Origin of the sequence: Rhodococcus sp. TAF43 (assembly GCF_052113525.1) — a bacterium.
Taxonomy (GTDB): domain Bacteria; phylum Actinomycetota; class Actinomycetes; order Mycobacteriales; family Mycobacteriaceae; genus Prescottella.
This window is the reverse complement of record NZ_JBFRDL010000008.1, coordinates 94,388-114,030: the sequence shown is the minus strand read 5'-3', so window position 1 is coordinate 114,030 and position 19,643 is coordinate 94,388. Positions and strand designations below refer to the sequence as shown.

Sequence of the window (19,643 nt, the reverse complement as noted above, 5' to 3'; positions counted from 1 at the left end):
ATTCCAGTGACCGGGAACACAGCGCCTCCAGCGCTCGGTGGTCATTCGGGCTCCGAAACTCGTGTAAGCTGAAATTACCGACGCGGGGTGGAGCAGCTCGGTAGCTCGCTGGGCTCATAACCCAGAGGTCGCAGGTTCAAATCCTGTCCCCGCTACAAATGAAAGACCCGGTATCGCACCAGCGATACCGGGTCTTTTTGCATGGTGCCGGCAGACCCCCGGCAGTGCGCAAGATAGGTGCGTCAGACCGTCCCGCCTTGGCAGTCCGCTCGTCGACACGATCGCCGCGTCGCGACACCTGACGCGCTCGAACCGCGCCGGGCACTCGCCACGCGGGAAACGGCCTGTCCACAAGTAGCGGTTGCGGGCCGCCTTCCCGCTGCCAGGTTCCGGCGCTCCGCTTCCACTGCGCGCGTCGCCTCATGCACTAGGAACGGTGCGTGGCGGCGTAGTCCTCGAGTATTGCGTGTGGAATGCGGGATCTGTCGTGGACGCGGTAGCCGTGTTCGTGTGCCCACCGCCGTACGTCGCGCAGGCCGTTGTCCGACAACGGGTTTGTTGCGGTCCGCCGCTTGCGGCCGCCCATGCGGCGGGCGTGCCGGATGTAGCCGCCCAGCAGGCGGCGCAACGCCGCTGAGTTCTCGTCCCTGAGATCGATCGAATATTCGACCCCGCCCACGGAGAACTCGATCGTTTCTCCGCCGGATTCGATCTTCTTCCCGTCGAGATCGTCGAAGATCTCCACGACCACCTTGTACACCACAACCCCCTCGTTGTGAATGTGGTTGGGCTGGTACAGCCTCCGTGTCCGTCCCTGCTTCCCGTGGGTTTCCGCGGTTCTTCCTTTGGAGGTCCTCGCCAGCATCGAGCCCGCGATCGAGCCCGAACACGCGTAGGGCCCCTGCCTCGTCGGCAGGGGCCCTACGCACTTGCGGTAACCGATGAGGCCCGTCAGCCGAGGCTTTGCCAGCCACCACCTTGCGCCGAGGCTGTGTAGAGGCCGATCAACGTGATGTTGCCCAGGCCAACGATGAGGTCGAGGGATCCGTCGAAGAACTTTCCGAGCATGATGTCTCCTTTATGAGAGTGCCTTGAGGAAGTCGGTGCCGAGCCATGCGGAACCGGTGTAATCACCACCCATCCACGAGCCCATCCCCACCCGGAGTAGATCTGTCAAGAGCTGCCGGAAATCCACGTCGATGTTTCCTTTCTGCTGGTTTCTATCCGAGTTAGGCGGGTGCGCCCAGGGACAGCGTCACGGGCCCCTGCACCAGGAGCAGGAACAGGATCGGGAGCATCTGCTCGACGGTCTGGCCGAGCGAGCTGGTTGCGTTCTGAATCGAGAGCATCGTTCCTCCGTTGGGTTTCGAGCTGCTAGGAGTAGCTGTTTCCGGACATGGTGTTCAGTCCGGTCAGCGAGCCACTGAGGATCGGCGCGAACCCCATCACGAATGTGCGCAGGGCTGCGAGGAGATCGTAAGACATGTATTTCCTTTCCAGAGGTGTGTGTCACTGCATGAGCCACCATTCATCGCCCCCCGGCAAAGGGATGCCGAGGGGCGATGAACAGCGTGCAGATGGATCAGAGAGTGCCGTTGAACCCGTAGGCAGAATTGAAGTACACGGAATCCACGTGGGTAAAGAAGTCGCCAGTGCCGATACCCGACGTCCCCCAGGTTCCGAAGTTGACCGCGGAGGTCCCGTTGGTCCCGGAGAGGACGACCTTGGCACCGCCGAGGACAGCACTCTTCATTGCCGCGTTGCCCTGAAGGCAGTACCCGCCGTCAGAAGCCGTGGTGGCCGTGTAGGTGCCGCCGGTGCTCAGGTTGCCGGTGACGGAGACGCCACCGACGCCAGCCCCGCCACTGGTCACGTTTCCGCACATCTGGTAGTCCGCGGTCGGACGCTGCGGGGTCCCGGCCTGTGCAACGCCCGCACCGAGCGCGGTCATCGCGGCGGCGCCGGCGAGGACGCCGGCAAGTGCTGCCTTGTTCCGAACGTTCATACAGATTCACCTCTGGATTCCATATGGCGGCCCACTAGGAAGATCGCCGTCACGGGGTCGGGCCGTCGGATGTCCCCAGCGACATGCGGAACGCTATTACGGATCAATCAAGTCCGTTAACGATTCCGCATATCTACTATTCGGTAACTTTTCAAACAACAGCCGCCGAAGATTATTGCGGGGTCCCAGTTACGTTAACAAAACTCGCGGGCGGCGTTAATTTTGAACTGCGGTACAATTTAGTCCGCGTCGGCAGCTTGCTTCTGAACGTTTGTTTTAGATCGAGGAATAAGTGCAGGATATAGTCCGCACGCTAAGGCACACGACAGCAAGTGGATCCCTCCCAGTCCGACGTGCGCCAGGTCCGGGAGCGGCGACGCCAGCGCCCTTTGCAGTCTTCGCAAAAACGTCATACGGCTCGCGTCGCTGCGACGTCATCGACGATGGTTCCGCCGCCGTGCGCTCACCAGTCGCGCGCGGGAGACGAGGTTGCGCGCGGCGACCGCCCGGGTCGACGCGCAACGCACCCTCCCGCCGACACCCCCGTCGGCGCTAGATTGCTTGTATGGCCGATCGCGATCGGGACACCCTCGGCAAGCCCCGCAACGCCCGCCCCCGGGACCGGTTGGGCCGGCCGCTCGAGTGGGGCGAGGAGGGGTTTCCGACGATGCCCGACGATCTGGATCTGGATCCCGGCGAGGCGATCACCGAGGCGCAGCGCCTGCTCGACCACGACCTGCCGTTCCACGCGCACGAGGTGCTGGAAGCGGCGTGGAAGAAGGCGCCGCACGAGGAACGCGGGCTGTGGCAGGGGCTGGCGCAGCTGGCCGTCGCCGTCACCCACCAGATGCGCGGCAACCCGGCCGGCGCGGTGTCGCTGCTGAGGCAGGGCCGGCACCGGATCGTCCCGTTCGAGGAGAATCCGCCGCACGCCCTCGACATCACCGGGCTGGTCGCGTGGGCCGACCATCTGATCATCGAACTGGACCGGGACACCCCGCCCGACACGGTCCCGGTTCCGAGGCTCCGAATGCCGTGATGGGCCATTCTGGTCGAATGACCGTTCTGCCCATGTTTCCCCTCGGCTCGACGCTGCTGCCCGGGGAACGGTTGCCGCTGCACGTGTTCGAGCCGCGCTACCAGGCGCTGGTGCGCGACTGCCTGGCCGCCACCGAGGGGCCACGGTTCGGCACCGTCCTCATCGCGCGTGGCCACGAGGTGGGTGGCGGCGACGTCCGGCACGAGGTGGGCACGTCGGTGCGCATCGTCTCGCACGTCGACATCGGCGACGGCCGCTACGCGCTGAACTGCGTGGGCGAGGAGCGCATCCGCATCCGGCACTGGCTCGACGACGACCCGTACCCGCGGGCCGAGGTGGAGTCGTGGCCGGTGGGACCGGGCGGCCGGGTGGACGACACCCGGCTCGAGCAGCTCACCGACCGGCTCACCGAGCTGTACGTCCTGCTCACCCGCATCCGTGGCCGCGAGGACGACCCCCAGCCGGCGCCGCCGCGGCTGTTCGACATCCTCGAACAGCCCGGCGATCACCTGTATGCGCTCGCGGCGTGGGTGCCGATGGGCGCCGCGGACCAACTCCAGGTGCTGACGGCGGAGTCCGCGGACGACCGCTACCGCGCGGTGTCCGAGGCGATCGACAACGCGCGCGAGATCGCCGAATTCCGACTCTCGGGACGCCAGTGACGGGGGTCACGTTCGACGTGTACTAGCGTCCACTCTCCAGGTTGTTCAGGGGAGGGGAGAACTCATGATTCACGTTCGCCACAAGGCGGTGGCCGTCGTTCCCGTCGAGCTGGCCTTCGCGCACATCGACGACTACCGCAACGTGCCCGACTGGATGTTCGGCATCACCCGGTTCGACCCGATCGGCGCGCTCGACCAGGGCCTGGGCGCCACCTACGACGCGACGATGCAGCTCGGCCCCAAGGCACTGAAGTCGACGGTCGAGGTCACCGAATGGGAGCAGGACCGGCTGATCACCCTCAGCTCGGTCTCCGGGTTCGGGAACCGGTCCAGCTGGATGTTCACGCCCGTCGCCGACGACCACACCGAGCTGTCCGTGGACTTCGGCTACGAGCTGCCCGGCGGGCTGGCCGGCAGGGCGCTCGGCAAGCTGATCGAGCCGTTCGTCGTCACCGCGATCAAGCAGACCGAGGCGAACCTGCGCAGGCAGATCGAGGCGCGGAGGCTGTAGCTCAGGCCGAGTGCCGACCGCGGTATCCCAGTGCGCGCCGGGCGAAGTCGAGGCTGAAGGCGATCGTCATGGTGCTCTCCTTCAGGACCGTGCCCATCACCGGGTAGGCGTGGATCTGGCCGCTCCACACGTGGGTCTCCACGGCCTGCCCGGCGTCCTCGAGCATCCCGGTCATCGCCTCGACGTCGGGGCGCATCAGTTCGTACTGCCCGACGCTGAAGAACGTCGGCGGGTACAGGTGCGGGTCGGCCTCGATCGGTGAGTCGGCGCCGACGATCGGATCCGGCCCGCCCACCCACTTGTCCTTGAGCGCCTCCACCTGGCTCATCGGCAGGTAGGCGTCGCGGCGCATGTAGTCCGGATCGTGCTTCTCCAGCGCGAGATTGAGCAGCGGCGAGTAGCCGATCACCGCGGCCGGGGTGATCATGCCGCGGGTCGCCGCCAGCTCGGCCACCTTCATCGCGAGGTAGCCGCCCGCCGAGTCCCCCGCGACGATGATCTTCGTCGGATCGGCGCACGTGCCGAGCAGCTCGGTGTACGCGGCCATCGCGTCGTGGATCGAGGTGCCGATGCCGCCGTACGGCAGCTGCCGGTACTCCACCGAGATCACCGGGATGCCCGCCCGCGCGGCCAGGACCGCACACAGGCTGCGGTGAGTGGCCAAGCCGCAGAACACGAATCCGCCGCCGTGGAGGTACAAGATGGTCGCGCCGGCCAGCGAGTCGGAGGCCTGGCGGTGATGCCTGATCAGCTCGCTCGGCACGCCCCCGAGGGTCATCGGCTCGATGTGCACGCCCCGCGGCCGCGGCAGCCGATCCACCACCTTCTCGAGATGCCCGAGGGCCGCGATGCCGCGATCGGTGGTGGGCCACGCCGCGAACAGCGGTTTGACGAAGATCCGGGCGAACCAGAACACCAACCACGCCCGCAGGCTCACCTTCCAGTGCCGGATGATCGTCGTTTCACGCGTTCGCATGCCGCCCCCAGTCGTCTCCGCACGGGTGGCTCCGTCCACCCCGTCCGCCACCCTAGAGACCAACGACGCCGCGCGCAGCCGCTCCGACGGTCAGATCTGCAGCAGCGGCACCAGCAGTTCGTCGTCGGTGAGCGCCCCGTGCTGCCCCGCCAGCATCGACATCCGGGGTTCGGCCTCGCTGCGCACGATCGCCGACCCGCCGCGGGCGATGGCCACCACGTCACCGATCCGGCGCCGCGCGGCCTCCGACGGGTCCGGGCCGAGCAGTCCCGCGGCCACGACGTCGTCGCGGGTCCCCACCCACGCCCGCTCCCCCAGCTCCGCCCGCCACCGCCGCAGCACCGCCTCGGTGTGCCCCGGCTCGGTGCGGACGTAGCGGCAGCGGGCCTCGCCGGTGAGCGCCGCGACCCCGTCGGACAGCGCGGCATCGCCGTCGAAGTCGATCCGGTCGGCGGCGGCCACGGGCACCATGCCGTGATCGGCGGTCACCAGCAGGTTCACGTCGGATCCGAGATGCGCGACGAGGTCCTCGACGAACCGGTCGACGATGGTCAGCTGCGCCACCCAGCCGTCGCTGCCGGGGCCGTACACGTGGCCGAGGGTGTCCATCTGGCTCAGATAGCAGTAGACGAGCGTCCGCTCCCCCGCCTTCGCGGCGTGCACCGTCGAATGCAGCAGGTCCCCGTACGCGACGGTGCCGACGAAGCGGGCGCCGCGCAGCACCGCCCGCGTCAGCCCCGTCCCGGCGAACTCGCGGGGCAGCACCGTGGTGGTGACGATGCCGTCGGCCGCCGCCCGCTCGAAGGCGGTGTGGGACGGCTGGATCCGCTCCGGCACCACCTGCCCGAGCACGTCGCGGTGGTCGCCGACGCGCTGCCAGCGCAGCCAGTTGAACGGGCCGCCGGCCTCCGCGACGTCGGAGACGTACCCGGTGACGCCGTGCCGACCCGTCGGCAGACCGGTGCCGAACGACGCGAGACTGGTCGCGGTGGTGGTGGGAAAGCCCGCCCGGATCGGCCGGCCCGCCGCCTCGTCCAGGAAGGGCGCGGCATCGACGTTGTGGCGCAGCAGGTTCCACCCCAGTCCGTCGACCAGCAGCACCACCGTCCGGTCGGTGCGCGGCAGCCCCAGGGCGTCGATCTCGCCGGGCACCCCCAACGACGCCAGCACCGACGGCAGCACGTCGGCGAGCGTGGGCTCGGCGTACACGTCCCGGAGCGGAAGGTCGTCCGACACTGGTGGTCACTCGCAATCGTCGCTCGGTGTGCTGGGGTTGCACCCGACTGTAGGCGCGCACCCCCGCCGAGTTCGGGGAATCGGCACCGAGAAGCGGCCCACAGTGCCAACCTGAGTTCATGACCGCCGCACATGTCCGTTCACGAGGTGATCGCTGATGGCCCGCCCGGTACGCGTCGTGGTGCTCGGGTCGGGCTCGTGGGGCACCACCGTGGCCAAACTCGCCGCGCACAACACCCCCACCCTGCTGTGGTCGCGCAACCCCGAGACGGCCGACGAGATCAACATCGAGCACCGCAATTCTCGCTACCTCGGCGAGCACGAGTTGCCCGAGAGCCTGCGGGCGACGTCCGACATCGTCGAGGCGGCGAACGAGGCCGACGTCCTGGTGGTGGGGGTGCCATCGCACGCGATCCGCAGCACGCTGGGCCAGATCTCGAACGAGGTCCGCGCGTGGGTGCCGGTGCTCTCGCTCGCGAAGGGCCTCGAGCCGGGCACCCGGCAGCGGCCCACCGAGGTGATCTCCGAATGCCTGCCCGGACATCCCGTCGGATTGCTCGCCGGACCGAACATCGCGAAGGAGATCGCCGACGGCCTCGCCGCCGCGTCCGTCGTCGCGACGCAGGACGAGGACGTCGCGACGGCGCTGCAACCGCTGTTCGCCTCCAAGGTCTTCCGCGTGTACCGCAACACCGACGTGTTGGGCTGCGAGCTCGGCGGGGTCCTCAAGAACATCGTCGCGATCGCGTCGGGCATGGCCGACGGTCTGGGCGTCGGCGACAACACCCGCGCAATGGTGCTCGCGCGGGGACTCGCGGAGATGACCCGCATGGGCGAGGCGATGGGCGCGAACCCGCGCACGTTCGCGGGCCTGACCGGGGTGGGTGACCTGATCGCGACGTGCATGAGCCCGGCGTCGCGCAACCGGCGCGTGGGCGAGGCCATCGCGCGCGGGCTCACGGTGGAACAGGCCGTCGAGAAACTCGGGCAGGTGGCCGAGGGCGTCAAGACCGCGCCGACGGTGATGGAACTGGCCCGCGACTACAACGTCGAGATGCCGATCGCCGCGGAGGTCGAGGCCGTCGTCGCCGGCCGTCGGACGCCCGAGGAGGCCTACCGTGGCCTGCGGAAAGTCGCCCCCGGCGGCGAGGACGAGGTGGCCTGACCCGGCCGACCGATTTGTCTTGAACGACGTTCAAGTTGCACACTGCTGACGTCAGGCGGTGAGGGGAGGCGCTGCGCAAAACCTCACGGATCGGAATGCAGCGTGTCGCAGGAGCAGGTTCGCCGTACCCGGGTGCTGATCGTGGGCGCGGGATTCGCCGGACTCGGGATGGCGCTCGAGCTCACGCGACGCGGCGAGCGCGACTTCCTGATCCTCGAGCAGGCCGACGCCGTGGGCGGCACGTGGCGACAGAACACCTACCCGGGCTGCGAGTGCGACATCCCGTCGGTGCTGTACTCGTATTCCTTTGCACCCAAGCCGGACTGGACGTCGTCCCACGCGGCGCAGCCCGAGATCCTGGACTACCTGTCCCAGCTCACCGACCGGCACAGCCTCGCGGACCGCATCGAGTTCGGGACCACCGTCGCCGGCGCACGATGGGACGAGAACGACTGCCGCTGGAACGTTTTCGACAGCACCGGGCGCGAGTACGTGGCGCAGTACCTCGTGATCGCGTCGGGCGCGCTGAACGTGCCCCGCCTGCCCCGCATCCCCGGCGCCGAGACGTTCACCGGTGTCAGCATGCACTCGGCGGCGTGGAACGACGCCGTCGACCTCACCGGCAAGCGGGTGGCGCTCGTCGGGACCGGGGCCAGCGCGGTGCAGGTGGCGCCGCAGCTCGCCCGCGCCGCCGCGGAGCTGCACGTGTTCCAGCGCACGCCGGCATGGGTGCTGCCGCGCCGACGCCACCGTGCGGCGGTGGCCGGGAGTCGCCGGAGCACTTTGGTGCGCAAGCTTTTTCGAACCGCAGCATATTGGGGCGCGGAGACGCTCGCGGTCGGCCTCGGCCGGCAGCCCCGACTGCTGGGGATCACGCAGGCGCGGGCCCGGCGACACCTGCGGCGGCAGGTCCCCGACCCCGTCCTGCGTGCGGCGCTGACACCGGACTACCGCATCGGCTGCAAGCGGATCCTGCGCTCCAACGACTTCTACCCCACGCTGACCCGGCCGAACACCACGCTCGTCACCGACGCCATCACCGAGATCCGCCCGGACGGAGTCGTGACCGCGGACGGAACCCACCACCCGGTGGACGTCATCGTGTACGCCACCGGATTCCGCGTCGCCGGCGCCCTGAACCGGATGCAGCTCGTGGGCCGCGGCGGCGTCAGCCTGCTCGAACGCTGGCAGCGGGGCGGGGTCCGCACCCACCTGGGTGTCACCATCGCCGGCATGCCCAACGCGTTCTTCCTCTCCGGTCCCAACACCGGCTTGGGCCACAACTCGGTGATCGTCATGATCGAGGCGCAGATCGCGCACGCACTCGAGGCGATGCACCTGGTCGAGCGGCACGGTGCGCGCGGGCTGGACGTGCGCACCGAGGTCCAGGACGCGTTCGACGCGGCCCTGCGGGAGCGGCTCTCGCGCGGCGTGTGGAGCACGGGCGGCTGCGCCAGTTGGTACCTGGACGCGCGCGGGTCCAACCACGCGCTGTGGCCCGGGTCGTCGTGGAGCTACCGGCGCCGCACCCGCGTCGTCGATCCCGCGGACTACGAGCTTCTCCGAGCCGCTCCGGAATCGGTCGCGTGACGGGCAGTCGACGATCGGCCGGAAATTGGCTGGACGGGATTCGGTTCCGGTTGATAGCGTGCGCCCGACCGTGACTTCACGCCAGGAGGTGAGACCCATGTACGCAACATCCATGTGGGTGCTCCCACTCGTGTCCACGGTCGGGCGATTGACGTAGGTGTCGCCGGGAGCGCCTGAACAAGGCAATCCCGAAAGGCCACACCATGCATTTCATCTCCGAGACATCGTCGAACGGTGTCATCGAACGCAATTTCATTCTGGACGGGATCACCGGCGTGCTCTGGTCGCCCGCATCCGGAACCGTCGGCGCACCGCTGCTGCTGTCGGGGCATTCCGGCGGCATGCACAAGAAGGCGCCGGGGCTGGTCGCCAGCGCACTCCACAGCGTCACCACCTGCGGGTTCACCGTCGCCGCCATCGACGCCCCCGGCCACGGTGACCGGCCGCGGAACCTGCAGGATCAACGATGGGCCGAGGCGATCCATCAGGCGCGGGCGGCGGGCGAGCCCATCGCCCCGATCGTCATCGACTACAACATGTCGCTGGCGGAGCGTGCGGTGCCGGAATGGCAGGCGACCCTGGACGCCCTGCAGGCGCTGCCCGAGATCGGCGCCGACGCGCCGATCGGCTACGGCGGCATGACATTGGGTGTCGCGACCGGGCTGATGTTGACGCCGGTCGAACCCCGGATCGCGGCCCTGAGCCTCGGCGGGGTCTTCGTGAACGACGCCCTGATCGAGGCCGCACGACGGATCACCGTCCCGGTCGAGTACCGGATTCCGTGGGACGACGAGGAGATCGACCGCGTGTCCGGGCTCGCGCTGTTCGACGCCTTCGCCTCGAAGGAGAAGACGCTGCACGCCCACCCGGGCCGGTACTTCCAGGTGCCCGAGCACGAGCGTGACAGTTCGGCCCGGTTCTTCGCCCGCCATCTGGGCCGGACCGCCGACACGCCTTCGGACTGACGCGAGGCGGTATCGGCGTCCGGCCCCGCGCCGGACGCCGATACCGGCACCGCGCCCCGGACCCGCGGACGTCCCCACATGCACGAATGCAGATCTTCGACTTTGACAATGATTTTCATTACCCTATAGACCTTGCGGCATGATTCGCATCGAACCCACACCCCGACGCCTCACGCTCGCCGCCTCGGTCGCCACGTGCGCGGCCCTGCTCGCCGGCTGCACGTCCACCGCCGACGGCGCCACCACCGAGACGTCGACGTCGTCGTCGGCCGGGTCGACCGAGCCGACGCAGGCCCGGTCCGCGACACCGCGGCTGGCACTGACCTACGACGGCGGCATCCTCGTCGTCGACGCCGAAACCCTCTCGGTGGTAGGCGAATCCGATCTCGACGGGTTCAACCGCATCAGCCCGGCCGGCGACGACCGGCACGTGATCGTCTCCACCGAGGGCAGCTTCCGGGTCCTCGACACCGGCACGTGGTCGGAGGCGCACGGCGACCACGCGCACCACTACACCGCGGCCCCGGCGCTCACCGACATCACGTTCGACGCCGACAAGCCCGGCCACGTTGTCCGGCACGCGGGCCGCACCGTGCTGTTCGACGACGGCACCGGCCGCGTCGTGTCGTTCGACCCCACCGGGCTGGCCGACGGCATGCCGCAGGTCTCGACGTTCACCACCCCGCACGCGCATCACGGCGTCGCCGTCGAACTCGCCGACGGCGGCCTGATCACCACGGTCGGCGACGAGAAGACCCGCACCGGCATCGTCGTGCTGGACGCCGGCCGGGGCGAGGTGACCCGCAACGAGCGGTGCCCCGGCCTGCACGGCGAGGCCGTCGCCGCGAACGAGGCCGTGGTGTTCGGCTGCCAGGACGGCCTGCTGATCTACCGGGACGGCGCGATCACCAAGGTGACCAGCCCCGATCCGTACGGGCGGATCGGCAACCAGGCCGGGTCCGAGGAATCGACCGTGGTGCTCGGCGACTACAAGAGCGATCCCGACGCGAAGCTGGAGCGTCCGCAGCGGGTGTCGCTCACCGACACCGTCACCGGTGAGCTGCGGCTCGTGGATATCGGCACCAGCTACACGTTCCGGTCGCTGGGCCGCGGAATGTTCGGTGAGGCCCTGATCCTCGGCACGGACGGCGCGCTGCACGTGCTCGACCCGGCGACCGGCGCGACGATCCGGACCGTGCCGGTGATCGACCCGTGGACCGAGCCCGAGGAGTGGCAGTCGCCGCGGCCCGCGCTGTTCGTGCAGGGCTTCACCGCGTACGTCACCGACCCTGCCACCAAGCGGATCCACGCCGTCGACATCGAGAACGGCCAGGTCACGACCAGTGCCGAGCTGCCGCACACCCCGGACGAGATCACCGGCGTGCGCGGCTGACTTGGCCGGAGGGTTGCGTGTATCCGCGAGTCGCGCTTAGAATCCTCGGTCATGCAGCGCATTCAGGTAGTAGTTCACCGCCGTAGCGGGGTCTGATTCGGACCGACCCCTCGCTGCGGGTCGTTGAGCTATCTACTTGTCGGTCCTTCCTTCACTTCAGGAAGACCCCCGAAAATGCGCACCTCCCAGGCTTTCGCCACCACCACCGCTTCGTTCTCCGACGATCCGTTCTCGCTCCGCTTCGGCCTCCCGCTGCCGCGCGACATGCGCGCCCAGGCACAGGGTCTGACCTGGGCCGAGTTCACCGAGCGCTTCGGCCCCACCGGCGGCCCCGTCCGCCTGGGCAGCTGGACGTCGGAGCACCTCGGCGCCGGTCGGCACACCTTCACCRCCACCCTCGGGCTCGGCGACACCATCTCGTCGGCGTCCGCGACGGCCACCGGCCCCATCGCGGCGCTGACGTCGATGCTCTACGACGCCGGTTTCCAGCTCGAGATCCTCTCGTTCCACCAGCAGCGCACGTCGGCGGGCACCGCGACGTTCCTCCTGTGCGAGCACGAGGGCGAGCGCCGCTGGGCGATGTCCATCGCCGACGACTGCAACTCGTCGGCGCGGGAAGCGATCATCGCCGGCGCCAACCTGCTGCACCGCTGAGAAAGTGATCATCCGGACCGATCCGGGGTGGGAGGCGGCTCCGAATACCGGGTGACCGCCTCCCCCTCGGAAAGGACCGCCATGCGCGCCACCAGGAAAGTCACCGCCGGATTGTTCGCCGCTGCCGCCGCGGCACTGCTCGTCAGTGCGCCCGCCGCGGCCCAGCCCACCGGATCGGCCGACCTGTGGCAGCCGCTCGCCCCGATCCCGTCGTTGGACGTCGCCCGCTACGCCGGCACCTGGTACCAGCTCGCGGCCGTGCCGCAGCCGTTCAACCTGGACTGTGCGCGCGACACCCGCGCCACCTACGGCGTGATCGACGCGTCCAACGTCAGCGTGAACAACACGTGCACCACATGGACCGGCGGGACCAACGGCATCGTGGGCAACGCCCGCGTCAACGACCCGGCCACCAACGCTCAACTGCACGTGAGCTTCCCGTCGGTGCCGTTCCAGAACTCGGCCGACGGCCCCACCAACTACGTCGTCACCTACATCGCCGACGACTACTCGTGGGCCCTGGTCGGCGACCCGATGCGCGTCTCCGGGTTCGTGCTCTCCCGCACCCCCGCCGTGAGCGCAGAGGGCTGGCAGCAGATCCGCAACGTCGTCGAGTCCCGCGGCTACAACTCGTGCCTGCTGCTCACCTCACCCACCACCGGCGGACGCTCCGGCATCGCCCCGCTGTGCACCGTGTGATGCTCAACGATCGGTGACTGCCCCCTAACCGGCCTCGTCCTCGTCGGCCAGTTGATCGAGCACGGCCGACAGCCGACGGATCGAGGCGAGCGCGTCGGCCAGCTCGTCCCGTCCCATGGCCCGCGCCAGTCGGGCGGCGAAGGCGGCGTGAGCGGGGCCGATCCCCGACACCGCCCGACGCCCCTCCGGCGTGGGCGTGACGAGCTTGGCACGGCGGTGCGCGGGGTTCGGCTGGTACTCGGCCAGACCCCGGGTGACCAGCAGATCGGCGATGCGCTGCACGCTCTGCCGGGTGATGCCCATCTCGCGGGCGATGTCGGCGACCGACAGCGGCTGCGTCAGGACGGCGCCGAGCACCTGCCACCACGCGGCGGTGAGACCCACCGGGCGGGCCAGCCCCTCCGCCACCTCGAGGAACTGGCCGTTGAGCCGGAACGAGCCGAGCGCGAGACCGCTCAGCAGATCCTGGTCGTCCCGTGCACTCATTCCGCCATCAGTTCGTAGAAGCCCGCGGGATCGCGGTCCCCGTAGAGCTTGAACCAGGACGCCAGCACACCCGGCGCGAACACGTCGAGCCGTTCGAGGATCTCGCGGGCGAAGTGGACCGGCGCGTTGGCCGCGCCCGTGATGAGGTCGCGATCGGTGACGGCCGGCTCGTCGCGGTACAGGTGCCCGCCCGCATACCCGACCGAGTTCAGGAACTCGGCCGCGTTGCTCGTGTGCGCGCGGTCGTCGAGCAGTCCGGCCATCGCCAGCCCACCCGTCGCACCGCAGATCGCGGCCACCGGCACCCCCGCGGCGAGGAAATCGCGAGCCTTCGCCGCGAACGGCGAGAACTGTTCGGTGTTCCAGATGTCGTTGCCCGCCAGGATGAGCATCGCGCTGTCCTGCGGCCTGACCACGTCCAGCGTGGTGTCCGGGACGACGCGCATTCCGCCCATCGTCACGATCGGGCTCGCGGTGGCGCCGACCGTGGCCACGGTGAATAGGCCCGGCTCCCGGTGCCACATCGGCTTGTTGATGTGATCGATCGCCAGACCGATCTCCCAATCGACGAAGGTGTCGTACACGGCGACATGCACTGTTTCAGTCATGACAGGAGGCTGTCACTTTGACAGCATTCTGTCAATACCCACCGGGCCGCACTCAACCGGTCGCGGCGTACTCCCGCGCCGCGGCGCCGGTGATGTTGGTGAGCATGCCCTTGAAGATGATCCCGTGGAACGGCAGGATCGAGTACCAGTAGAGCCGTCCCGCAAGACCTTTCGGGAAGAAGATGGCGCGCTGCTCGAGCCGGGAGCGGTGCGGGCCGTCCGGGTGCACCCGCCATTCCAGCCAGGCACCGCCCGGCGTCCGCATCTCCGCGCGCAACCGCAGCAGCGAGCCGCGGTCGATCTGCTCGACGCGCCAGAAGTCCAGGGGGTCACCGGTGTTCAGGCGGCGGGCGTCGCGCCGCCCGCGGGTGAGCCCGACCCCGCCGACGAGCCGGTCCAGCCAGCCGCGGACCACCCACGCGAGCGGGAACGAGTACCAGCCGTTCTCGCCGCCGATGCTCTCGAGCACCCGCCACAACGTGTCGGCGTCCGCGTCGCAGCCGGCGCCGCGCTCGTCGGTGTACACCGCCTCCCCCGCCCAGTTCGGGTCGGACGGAAGCGGATCCGACGGCGCACCCACCGGCGACGCGCTGGCCCAGTTGGTCTCCACCTCGCCGCTCCGTATACGGCGCAGCGCCAGCCGGACGGCCTGCCGGTACGGCGTCAGCCCCTCCTTCGGCGGCGGAATCACGTCGTCGATGTCGCGGTTCGCGGCGACCGCGTCGTTGTGCAGCGACTCGATGAGCGCCCGCCCCAGCGAACTCGGGATGGGCGTCACCAGCCCGATCCACAGTCCCGCCAGCCGCGGGGTGAGCACCGGCAGCACCAGGACGCGGCGACGCCGCAGCCCCGCCACGTCGGCGTACACCTTCATCATGTCGCCATACGTCAGGACGTCGGGGCCACCGATGTCGAAGGTGCGGCTGCCCGGCAGCGGGGCCTCGGCCGCCGCCACCAGGTAGTAGAGGACGTCGCGCACCGCGATCGGCTGGATCCGGTTGTTCACCCACCGGGGCGTGGTCATCACCGGCAGCCGATTCGTCAGGTGCCGGATCATCTCGAACGATGCCGATCCGGACCCGATGACGACCCCGGCCTGCAGCACCATGGTCGGGATCCCGGAGTCCACGAGGATGCGGCCGACCTGCGCGCGCGAGCGCATGTGCGGCGAGAGTTCGGTGCCCTCGGGGTGCAGTCCCCCGAGGTAGACGATGCGGCGGACGCCGCTCGCCTTCGCCGCGGCCGCCAGGTTGGACGCCCCGATCCGTTCGGTCTCCACGAACTCCGTCGACGTCCCCATCGAGTGGACGAGGAAGTACACGACGTCCATGTCGGCGGTGGCCGCCGTCAGCGAGTCCGGATCGCCCAGATCGCCGCGGACGATCTCGACCTGCTTCGCCCACGGCACGTCCCGCAGTTTCTCCGGGGACCGCACCAGCACCCGCACGTCGTACCCGGCCGCGAGCAGGCGCGGGGCGAGACGGCCACCGATGTACCCGGTGGCCCCGGTGACCAGCACCCGTGGTCGCTGCACCGTTCCACGGTAACCTCGATGTTCATGAGCGCGCTCGACGAACCGGTCCTCCTCGACACCGACGGGGTGTACGGCTACCTGCACCGCCCCGCAGGCGACGCGGTCGGCAAGCTGGTCCTCGCCCACGGTGCCGGCGGCGACTGCGAGGCAAAACTGTTGCAGGCCATGGCGGCCGGATTCGCGGAGCGCGGCCTGCTGGTGCTGCGCTACAACCTCCCGTTCCGGCAGCGGCAGCCGTCGGGCCCGCCCAACCGGGCGCGCGCGGCCGCCGACCGCGACGGCATCGTCGCGGCCGCCGACGCGATCCGCGCACTCGCCGACGGCCCGATGATCCTGGCCGGACACTCGTACGGCGGCCGCCAGTCCACGATGCTGGCCGCGGAACGCCCCGAGGTCGCGGACGGGCTTGTGCTGCTGTCGTATCCGCTGCACTCACCGGGCAAACCGGAGAAGCAGCGCACCGAACACCTGCCGCAACTGCGCACGCCGTCGCTGTTCGTGCACGGCGACCGGGACCCGTTCGGCACCCCCGACGAGGTGCGCGCCGCCCTGGAACTGATCCCCGCCGAGCACCCCCTGCTGTTGATCGAGGGCGGCCGGCACGGGCTCGACCCCGACCGCGCCGACGTGGTGGCACGGACCGTCACCGCCGCCACCGAACTGTTCGCGCTGCCCGCCGTGCGCTGACGCCGGAGCCGTTGTCCCACATCGTCTATCGGTACCCGATCCCCGACGAGCGGGAGGTCAGGGCATCAGCGCCGAGCTGCCCGCACTGACGTCGAGCGACGTGCCGGTGACGTACCGCGCCTGTTCCGAGACCAGGTACAGCACCGCGTGCGCGATGTCCTCCGGCGCCACCCACGGCACGCGCATCGGGGTGATACCGGCGTACCGGGACTCGACGGTCTCCCGCGTCGGATTCTCGACATCCGGGGCGAACAGCCCGTAGAAGGCCTCGTTGTGAACCATCGGGGTGTCGACCGAGCCCGGACAGACGGCGTTGACGGTGATCCCGTATCGGGCGAGTTCGAGCGCGAGCGTCTTCACGAGGCCGATCACGCCCCACTTCGCGGACACGTAGTGGGCGAGGTTCGGGATGCCGGCGCGCCCGCCCATCGACGACGTCGCGACGATGCGTCCGTAACCCCGTTCGATCATGTGCGGGGCCACCGCACGCAGCGTCTTGAACACGCCGGTGAGGTTGGTGTCGACGACGGCGTCCCACATGTCGTCCGTCAGGTCCCACGTCTTCGCGAACGCGCACACACCGGCGTTCGCGACGCAGATGTCGATCTTGCCGAACTCCGCGATCGCGGTCGCGACGGCCGCGTCCACCGCCGCGCGCTCGCGCACGTCCACGACTGCGGTTCGGCAGCGCACGCCGTGCTGCTCCACCAGCCGCCGCGTCTCGTCGAGGTCCGCGACGGCGGCCAGCGGGTACGGCACCGTCGCGACGTCGGCGCAGATGTCGATGCCGAAAACGTCCGCGCCCTCCGCGGCGAGCGCGAGAGCGTGCGCGCGGCCCTGGCCCCGCGCGGCGCCGGTCACGAATGCGGTCCGCCCTTCGAGTTGCCCCATATCTCCTCCAAGTCTCTACTGCCCCAGATCATTACCGATAGGACGCCCGTCCGGTCCAGAGTCTCTTCCACGGAGCGGGCAACGGGCCCTTTCCAGAGCGGGAACCGCGCCGTCCGCAAAGCACTGCCGCGACGTGACCGCGCTGGGTAGTCTGAAAAGCGACCAACTACCGGGAGGTCGAGGAATGCTCTACAGCGATATTCCGAGTCATGCCGAGGTTCGCCGGCTCGCCGGGGTGGAGGGCCACACCTGCATCTCGATCTACACGCCCACCGAGGACGACATCCAAGAGCCGGGCAAGAGTCGTATCGAGTTCACGAACCAGGTCAAGTCCGCGCTCGAGCAAGTCGAAGACCACAAGGAACGGGTGGCATTCGAGCAAGCATTCGACGACCTGATCGAGGACGAGGCTTTCTGGTGGTATCAGGCGCGGACGCTCGTCGTGCTCGCCACGACGGACAGGGTGCGGCGCTACCGACTGCCCAACCGACTCGGAGCGTGTGCCATCGTCAGCGACCGCTTCTACATCAAGCCGCTGCTGCGGACGGTGACCTTCCCGCAGACCGCGTTCGTACTGGCCCTCGCCGAGGGATCCGTCCGATTGATCGAGGTCACGGCCGATCAGCCGCCGGCAAAGATCGACGTGCCGGGTCTGCCCAAGGACGCTGCGAGCTACGCCGGCGTGCCGTCACTCGGCAGGACGACCGGCGGCCGCGTGCACGGTCGGGGAGGATCCGCCGGGGGTGCCGGGAGCGGGCGGGCGGCGCCCGACCGCGCGCCGGGGCGGGTGCAGGGCGAAGAGGGACGAAAGCTGCGCGTGCGCGAGTACGCCCGCGCGATCGACCACGAACTGCGCAGCGTGCTGACGGGACGGGACACTCCCCTGATCCTGGCCGCCGCCGAACCGACGGCCTCGATCTACCGTTCGGTGAACAATTACCACCAGCTGCTCGACGAGGGCATTCAGGGCAATCCGGAAGAAATGAGCGACGAGCAGATCGCCCGGACCACTCGCACGGTCCTCGACGGTCACTACGCCCAGCAACTCGCGGACACCCGCAAACAGTTCGACGACCTGCGCTCGAAGGGCCGGGCCCAGGTCGAGATCTCCGACGTGGCCCGCTCCGCGACGTTCGGCCGAATCGAGACGCTGCTGGTCGACATCGAGGGCATCGTCCCCGGCACGATCGACCCGGACAGCGGAACCGTCGAACTGGCCGAGCTGAACGGCAACCACGAGTACGGCGTGGTGGACGAGATCGCCCGGCGGGCACTGCTCACGGGCGCGAAGGTCCTCGCCGTCCGCTCGGGCGACGTGCCCGACGAGGTACCTGCGGCCGCGATCCTGCGGTTCGCGCAGTGAGCGACGGAACCCACTGCACCGGAACCGATCCGCGGCGTGGGGCTAGGACCCCCCCGATCCGAAGGAGCCACCCGAGCCCGTAGCGAGCGCGTCGGGTACGTACAGGGCGAACCCGATGGGCGGGGTTCCGTACCCGTACTCGGCACCGGTGTGGGTCCACGTCCCGGGAAGGCGGCTTGTCCCGTGTCCTCGAAGATCGGGACGTTCGCGTCGAACGCCGCTTGCAGCGTGGCCAGCGTCGGCGGCAGTGCCGCCCCCTGCCCACTCGACAGCGCCGACCCGGACGCCGCCGATGTCTGCGCCAGGGCCGGCGCGGCACCCGCGACCGCTGCACCGTTACCGGGCACCCCGTACCGAGCCCCGATGGCGCCGCGTCACGCCCCCGCGTCGTCGCGTGCCGCGAGGAACTGGGACAGGGTCGCGACGATGAATGCGTCGGCCGCCGCCTTGTCCACTCCCAATTCGGCGAGCACGCCGGCGCCGTCCTCGAGTTCGAGCAGCGCGAGGAGCAGGTGCTCGGTGCCGATGTAGTTGTGCCCCAGCCGCAGTGCCTCCCGGAACGTGAGTTCGAGGGCCTTGCGCGCGCCGGCGTCGAAGGGAATGAGCTCGGGCAACTCGTCGACGCCCTCCGGCAGGACCGCGGTGGCTGCCTGCCGAACGGATTCGGGAGTAAAGCCCTGGGCGGCGAGCACTTTCACCGCGATCGCCTCGGGGTCCGCCAGCAGGCCGAGCACCAGGTGCTCCGGGGTGATCTGGTCGTTGCCCGCGGCCCGCGCCTCGTTCTGCGCCGCCATGACGACGTTGCGGGCGCGGGGGGTGTACCTGCTGAAGCCCTGACTGGCATCGAGGTCGGCGGGCTCCTCGGGGCCCTTCGGCACGAACCGCTTCTGCGCGGCCTGCTTGGTCACCCCCATGCTGCGGCCGATGTCGGTCCAGGACGCGCCCGAGCGTCGGGCCTGGTCCACGAAGTGGCCGATCAGGTGGTCGGCCACCTCGTCGAGGTGCTCGGCGGCGAGGACCGCGTCGGTCAGCTGTTCGAGTGCATCGGTGTGCACCTTCTTGATGGCTTCGATGAGATCGTCGAGCCGCACGGGGTTCGACATGCGCGTCGGATCAGTCATACGACAACCGTAGGTTGACGATTGCGTGTCGTCAACCCCGGGTTGTCGATTCTTTCGG

Annotated in this window: 20 protein-coding genes and 1 tRNA gene; 12 read left to right on the top strand and 9 right to left on the bottom strand. The window is 69.3% G+C overall.

All coding sequences use genetic code 11. The annotated features are described in order from the left end of the window. The first annotated feature begins 81 nt into the window (after positions 1–81). A tRNA-Met gene (locus AB4Z09_RS08350) sits at positions 82–155 on the top strand. 272 nt (positions 156–427) lie between these two features. Here the strand turns inward: AB4Z09_RS08350 and AB4Z09_RS08345 are convergent. After that, the gene (locus tag AB4Z09_RS08345) at positions 428–763 is read right to left on the bottom strand and encodes a histone-like nucleoid-structuring protein Lsr2 (RefSeq protein ID WP_429517084.1); all 336 of its coding nucleotides are present in this window, start codon (positions 761–763) and stop codon (positions 428–430) included. An 819-nt stretch (positions 764–1,582) separates the two neighbouring features. Beyond that, positions 1,583–2,005, bottom strand: coding sequence for a hypothetical protein (locus AB4Z09_RS08340; RefSeq protein WP_429517086.1), 423 nt, complete (start codon positions 2,003–2,005; stop codon positions 1,583–1,585). A 565-nt stretch (positions 2,006–2,570) separates the two neighbouring features. Here AB4Z09_RS08340 and AB4Z09_RS08335 point away from each other — a divergent pair. The 3 genes from AB4Z09_RS08335 (at position 2,571) to AB4Z09_RS08325 (ending at position 4,217) form a co-directional block, all read left to right on the top strand. Then, positions 2,571–3,044 (top strand): DUF309 domain-containing protein, encoded by a 474-nt coding sequence (locus tag AB4Z09_RS08335; protein ID WP_429517088.1) that lies wholly within the window; start codon positions 2,571–2,573, stop codon positions 3,042–3,044. 17 nt (positions 3,045–3,061) lie between these two features. Then, complete coding sequence (locus AB4Z09_RS08330; RefSeq protein WP_429517090.1) at positions 3,062–3,706, top strand: LON peptidase substrate-binding domain-containing protein; 645 nt, start codon at positions 3,062–3,064, stop codon at positions 3,704–3,706. Between the two features lie 64 nt (positions 3,707–3,770). Then, positions 3,771–4,217, top strand: a complete 447-nt coding sequence (locus tag AB4Z09_RS08325) for an SRPBCC family protein (protein WP_429517092.1) — start codon at positions 3,771–3,773, stop codon at positions 4,215–4,217. Between the two features lies 1 nt (position 4,218). Here the strand turns inward: AB4Z09_RS08325 and AB4Z09_RS08320 are convergent, their stop codons facing one another. Further along, positions 4,219–5,193, bottom strand: a complete 975-nt coding sequence (locus AB4Z09_RS08320; RefSeq protein WP_429517094.1) for an alpha/beta hydrolase fold domain-containing protein — start codon at positions 5,191–5,193, stop codon at positions 4,219–4,221. A gap of 90 nt (positions 5,194–5,283) precedes the next feature. After that, positions 5,284–6,429 (bottom strand): alkaline phosphatase family protein, encoded by a 1,146-nt coding sequence (locus tag AB4Z09_RS08315; RefSeq protein WP_442239527.1) that lies wholly within the window; start codon positions 6,427–6,429, stop codon positions 5,284–5,286. A gap of 157 nt (positions 6,430–6,586) precedes the next feature. On the opposite strand from AB4Z09_RS08315, the gene AB4Z09_RS08310 reads away from it, so the two are divergent. From AB4Z09_RS08310 to AB4Z09_RS08285, 6 genes are all read left to right on the top strand, one after another. After that, complete coding sequence (locus AB4Z09_RS08310) at positions 6,587–7,594, top strand: NAD(P)H-dependent glycerol-3-phosphate dehydrogenase (RefSeq protein WP_442239526.1); 1,008 nt, start codon at positions 6,587–6,589, stop codon at positions 7,592–7,594. A 102-nt stretch (positions 7,595–7,696) separates the two neighbouring features. Continuing rightward, complete coding sequence (locus tag AB4Z09_RS08305; RefSeq protein ID WP_442239525.1) at positions 7,697–9,184, top strand: flavin-containing monooxygenase; 1,488 nt, start codon at positions 7,697–7,699, stop codon at positions 9,182–9,184. A 203-nt stretch (positions 9,185–9,387) separates the two neighbouring features. After that, positions 9,388–10,149, top strand: a complete 762-nt coding sequence (locus AB4Z09_RS08300) for an alpha/beta hydrolase (RefSeq protein ID WP_442239524.1) — start codon at positions 9,388–9,390, stop codon at positions 10,147–10,149. 139 nt (positions 10,150–10,288) lie between these two features. Further along, a complete protein-coding gene (aztD, locus tag AB4Z09_RS08295; RefSeq protein WP_442239523.1) occupies positions 10,289–11,542 on the top strand; it encodes a zinc metallochaperone AztD in 1,254 nt (417 codons plus the stop codon). A gap of 174 nt (positions 11,543–11,716) precedes the next feature. Further along, on the top strand, positions 11,717–12,196 hold the full coding sequence (locus AB4Z09_RS08290; RefSeq protein WP_442239522.1) for a 2-isopropylmalate synthase: 480 nt from the start codon (positions 11,717–11,719) through the stop codon (positions 12,194–12,196). Positions 12,197–12,277: 81 nt separating this feature from the next. Beyond that, entirely contained in the window at positions 12,278–12,895 is a 618-nt protein-coding gene (locus AB4Z09_RS08285) for a lipocalin family protein (protein ID WP_442239521.1), read from the top strand. 24 nt (positions 12,896–12,919) lie between these two features. Here the strand turns inward: AB4Z09_RS08285 and AB4Z09_RS08280 are convergent, their stop codons facing one another. Genes AB4Z09_RS08280 through AB4Z09_RS08270 form a run of 3 tightly spaced genes read right to left on the bottom strand, consistent with a single transcriptional unit; the run spans position 12,920 to position 15,523 of the window. Then, on the bottom strand, positions 12,920–13,381 hold the full coding sequence (locus AB4Z09_RS08280; RefSeq protein ID WP_442239520.1) for a MarR family winged helix-turn-helix transcriptional regulator: 462 nt from the start codon (positions 13,379–13,381) through the stop codon (positions 12,920–12,922). Continuing rightward, positions 13,378–13,989: a DJ-1/PfpI family protein gene (locus AB4Z09_RS08275; RefSeq protein WP_442239519.1), complete on the bottom strand. Its 612-nt coding sequence runs from the start codon at positions 13,987–13,989 to the stop codon at positions 13,378–13,380. Before AB4Z09_RS08275 ends, AB4Z09_RS08280 begins: the two co-directional genes overlap by 4 nt. Before the next feature lie 52 nt (positions 13,990–14,041). Further along, positions 14,042–15,523 (bottom strand): SDR family oxidoreductase, encoded by a 1,482-nt coding sequence (locus tag AB4Z09_RS08270; RefSeq protein WP_442239518.1) that lies wholly within the window; start codon positions 15,521–15,523, stop codon positions 14,042–14,044. Between the two features lie 24 nt (positions 15,524–15,547). Between AB4Z09_RS08270 and AB4Z09_RS08265 the strand changes: the two genes are divergently transcribed. Beyond that, entirely contained in the window at positions 15,548–16,210 is a 663-nt protein-coding gene (locus tag AB4Z09_RS08265) for an alpha/beta hydrolase family protein (protein WP_174913779.1), read from the top strand. Between the two features lie 57 nt (positions 16,211–16,267). Here the strand turns inward: AB4Z09_RS08265 and AB4Z09_RS08260 are convergent, their stop codons facing one another. After that, positions 16,268–17,101 carry a mycofactocin-coupled SDR family oxidoreductase gene (locus tag AB4Z09_RS08260; protein WP_174913782.1) on the bottom strand — a complete coding sequence of 278 codons (834 nt, stop codon included), beginning with the start codon at positions 17,099–17,101 and terminating at the stop codon, positions 16,268–16,270. Positions 17,102–17,285: 184 nt separating this feature from the next. Here AB4Z09_RS08260 and AB4Z09_RS08255 point away from each other — a divergent pair, with 184 nt between their 5' ends. Beyond that, a complete protein-coding gene (locus AB4Z09_RS08255; protein ID WP_114723905.1) occupies positions 17,286–18,464 on the top strand; it encodes a baeRF11 domain-containing protein in 1,179 nt (392 codons plus the stop codon). Between the two features lie 374 nt (positions 18,465–18,838). On the opposite strand, the gene AB4Z09_RS08250 is transcribed toward AB4Z09_RS08255, so the two are convergent. Beyond that, positions 18,839–19,585, bottom strand: a complete 747-nt coding sequence (locus AB4Z09_RS08250) for a Clp protease N-terminal domain-containing protein (protein ID WP_174913785.1) — start codon at positions 19,583–19,585, stop codon at positions 18,839–18,841. Positions 19,586–19,643: the final 58 nt, after the last annotated feature.

Coding starts and splice junctions, on each gene's coding strand:
- AB4Z09_RS08340 (WP_429517086.1), bottom strand. CDS start 2,005: ATGAACGTTCGGAACAAGGCAGCACTTGCCGGCGTCCTCGCCGGCGCC.
- AB4Z09_RS08335 (WP_429517088.1), top strand. CDS start 2,571: ATGGCCGATCGCGATCGGGACACCCTCGGCAAGCCCCGCAACGCCCGC.
- AB4Z09_RS08330 (WP_429517090.1), top strand. CDS start 3,062: ATGACCGTTCTGCCCATGTTTCCCCTCGGCTCGACGCTGCTGCCCGGG.
- AB4Z09_RS08325 (WP_429517092.1), top strand. CDS start 3,771: ATGATTCACGTTCGCCACAAGGCGGTGGCCGTCGTTCCCGTCGAGCTG.
- AB4Z09_RS08320 (WP_429517094.1), bottom strand. CDS start 5,193: ATGCGAACGCGTGAAACGACGATCATCCGGCACTGGAAGGTGAGCCTG.
- AB4Z09_RS08310 (WP_442239526.1), top strand. CDS start 6,587: ATGGCCCGCCCGGTACGCGTCGTGGTGCTCGGGTCGGGCTCGTGGGGC.
- AB4Z09_RS08300 (WP_442239524.1), top strand. CDS start 9,388: ATGCATTTCATCTCCGAGACATCGTCGAACGGTGTCATCGAACGCAAT.
- aztD (WP_442239523.1), top strand. CDS start 10,289: ATGATTCGCATCGAACCCACACCCCGACGCCTCACGCTCGCCGCCTCG.
- AB4Z09_RS08285 (WP_442239521.1), top strand. CDS start 12,278: ATGCGCGCCACCAGGAAAGTCACCGCCGGATTGTTCGCCGCTGCCGCC.
- AB4Z09_RS08280 (WP_442239520.1), bottom strand. CDS start 13,381: ATGAGTGCACGGGACGACCAGGATCTGCTGAGCGGTCTCGCGCTCGGC.
- AB4Z09_RS08275 (WP_442239519.1), bottom strand. CDS start 13,989: ATGACTGAAACAGTGCATGTCGCCGTGTACGACACCTTCGTCGATTGG.
- AB4Z09_RS08265 (WP_174913779.1), top strand. CDS start 15,548: ATGAGCGCGCTCGACGAACCGGTCCTCCTCGACACCGACGGGGTGTAC.
- AB4Z09_RS08260 (WP_174913782.1), bottom strand. CDS start 17,101: ATGGGGCAACTCGAAGGGCGGACCGCATTCGTGACCGGCGCCGCGCGG.
- AB4Z09_RS08255 (WP_114723905.1), top strand. CDS start 17,286: ATGCTCTACAGCGATATTCCGAGTCATGCCGAGGTTCGCCGGCTCGCC.
- AB4Z09_RS08250 (WP_174913785.1), bottom strand. CDS start 19,585: ATGACTGATCCGACGCGCATGTCGAACCCCGTGCGGCTCGACGATCTC.